2 protein-coding genes and 1 pseudogene are annotated in these 2,459 nt (G+C 61.3%); all 3 read left to right on the top strand.

The features are described 5' to 3' along the window. A pseudogene (locus VJV58_RS09395) lies at positions 1 to 437 on the top strand (adenylosuccinate lyase); the annotation flags it as partial. A 246-nt stretch (positions 438 to 683) separates the two neighbouring features. Further along, positions 684 to 1,481, top strand: a complete 798-nt coding sequence (gene murI, locus VJV58_RS09390; protein WP_324137066.1) for a glutamate racemase — start codon at positions 684 to 686, stop codon at positions 1,479 to 1,481. 91 nt (positions 1,482 to 1,572) lie between these two features. After that, the gene (locus VJV58_RS09385; protein WP_324137065.1) at positions 1,573 to 2,352 is read left to right on the top strand and encodes an HpcH/HpaI aldolase family protein; all 780 of its coding nucleotides are present in this window, start codon (positions 1,573 to 1,575) and stop codon (positions 2,350 to 2,352) included. Positions 2,353 to 2,459 lie beyond the last annotated feature (107 nt).

Below are 2,459 nucleotides of genomic sequence, written 5' to 3'. Positions count from 1 at the left end.
TCACCCCAGCGCTGGAGAATGTCGCGCTATGGCACGAGCGCGACATTTCGCATTCGTCGGTCGAGCGCATGATCGGCCCCGACGCGACGGTCACGCTCGACTTCGCGCTGGTGCGTCTCGCCGGCCTGATCGAGAAGCTCTTGGTCTATCCGGCCAACATGGAAAAGAACCTCGACCGCCTCGGCGGCCTGGTTCAGTCGCAACGGCTTTTGATGGCGCTGACGCAAAAAGGCGCGAGCCGCGAGGATGCCTACAAGCTCGTGCAACGGAACGCGATGCCGGTCTGGCGCGGCGAAGGCGACTTCCAGGCGCTGTTGAAAGAGGACACCGAGGTAAGGAAATATCTCAGCGACACCGAGATATCCGAGCAGTTCGATCTCGGCCATCATTTCAAGCACGTTGATACGATCTTCAAGCGCGTCTTCGGCGAGAGCTGATCGTGTTGCTCATGGTCAGGAGGCGCGTGTGCGCCGTCTCGAACCATGGTTTCTGGCCTCATCCTTCGAGACGCGGCAGATGCCGCTCGTCACGGGATGAGCATGGCAGGCGGTCTAGGCAATGTGCGAGTCCTGATGTTGAGAGGTATTGAATTGCCGCAGATGCCGCATCCGGCTATTGCTGCCGGTGTGACGTGTCGCCAATAACAACTGAATCGTAACTTCGGATCGGCTAGCATCGTCTTCGTGGCATCACTCCCAACCATTCTCGTGTTCGATTCCGGCCTCGGCGGCCTCACGGTCATGCGTGAAATCGTCAAGGCGCGCCCAGACGCGCACTATGTCTACGTCGCCGATGATGCGTTCTTTCCCTATGGCCATCATAGCGAAGACCAGATCATCGCACGTGTGGTGCCACTGATCGGCGACCTGATCGATGCGCATTCGCCGGACCTGGTGGTGATCGCGTGCAACACGGCCTCCACGCTCGTGATGTCGCATCTTCGCGAGCGATACGAAATACCATTCGTCGGCACGGTGCCGGCTATCAAGCCGGCCTGCGCCAGATCGAAAACCAAACACGTTTCAGTGCTCGGTACTAAAGGCACGGTGAAGCGCGAATACACCAAGGCGCTGATCCGTGATTTTGCGCAAGGCTGTGAAGTGGCGCTGGTAGGTTCAGCCGAACTCGCCTCGCTGGCGGAGGCCGCATTGAGCGGCATCGCGGTCACCGACCTCGAGATATCGGCGGAGATTGCGCCATGCTTTGTGCGACACAGCGCAGATCCTCGCGTGCGCACCGATACCGTGGTGCTGGCCTGCACGCATTTTCCGCTGCTGCTGGACCGGCTGGTCAGGTTGGCGCCGTGGCCGGTGGACTGGATCGATCCGGCGCCTGCGATTGCAAGGCGGGTAGCGGATTTGCTGGGGCCCGCCAGCCGTCAGATCGATCATGATGGCGCGGAAATGATTTTCACCTCGGGCCGCCCGCACAAACTGACCCGCGCTGTCATTCCGTTCTTCGGCGGTCGCGTTCCCGCGTGAGCTGAGGCGCTATGCGCCCACCTGCCAGCCTGCTAGCGTTTCGCGCGAGCAGCAAGCCATCGCCCTACGCAAAGCCAGAGGGAGCCCGGTTTTGACCCCCGCCAACCCTTTCCCTCTCAATCGTCTGCGCCGGCAATGGCGAGAGGGACGCCCGACCTTTGGGGCGATCGCGACCATTCCGAGCATTCAAACCGTACAGATCATGGCGCGTTCGGGGCTCGACTGGATCATCATCGATCTTGAGCACGGTCCGATCGATTTGGGATCGGCACACGCGATGATAACCGCCACCTCGGGCACGCCATGCGTGCCGCTGGCGCGGATCGCCGCCAACGAGCCGTGGCTTGCCAAAGCGCCCATGGATATCGGCGCGCTTGGGATCAATTTTCCCATGATCTGCAGCCGCGCCGATGCCGAAAAAGCCGTACGGAGTGTGCGCTATCCGCCGCGCGGCGAGCGGCTATGGGGTCCCTTCCACGCACCGTTCCGCTGGGGCGTCTCGATGCCAGAATACATGGCGAGCGCCGACGACAATATGATCTGCATGGTGACGATCGAGCACGTGGAGGCCATCAATCGGATAGACGAGATCATGGCGGTGCCCGGGATCGACGTTGCCGTGATCGGGCCTGGCGACCTCGCCACCAGCATCAACAAGCACGGGCGCGTCGATGATCCCGAAGTGATGGCGCTGATGGCACGCGCCGAGGCCGGGATTCTTAAGAGTGGCGTTCCGATTGGCGGGGTGGCGCGTACGCCCGATCAAGCGAACCAGATGATCGATCGCGGTTACCTGGCGCTGGCGCTGGGCTTCGACTGGTCATTGTTTCAGCGCGGCATCGCCGCAAGCTTTGAGGGCATTAAGCGTTGATTCTGCTTGGGCTGATCATAGTTGCGATCGCCCACCGGCGCGGTTGGTGCCAAGGTCCCCGGTGGTGCTGGATCCAAGTACCAGGTTAATTGGTGATCTGTGATTGG

Source organism: Bradyrhizobium sp. (assembly GCF_035273305.1).
Lineage (GTDB): Bacteria > Pseudomonadota > Alphaproteobacteria > Rhizobiales > Xanthobacteraceae > Bradyrhizobium.
This window is presented reverse-complemented; position numbering and strand designations above follow the sequence as displayed.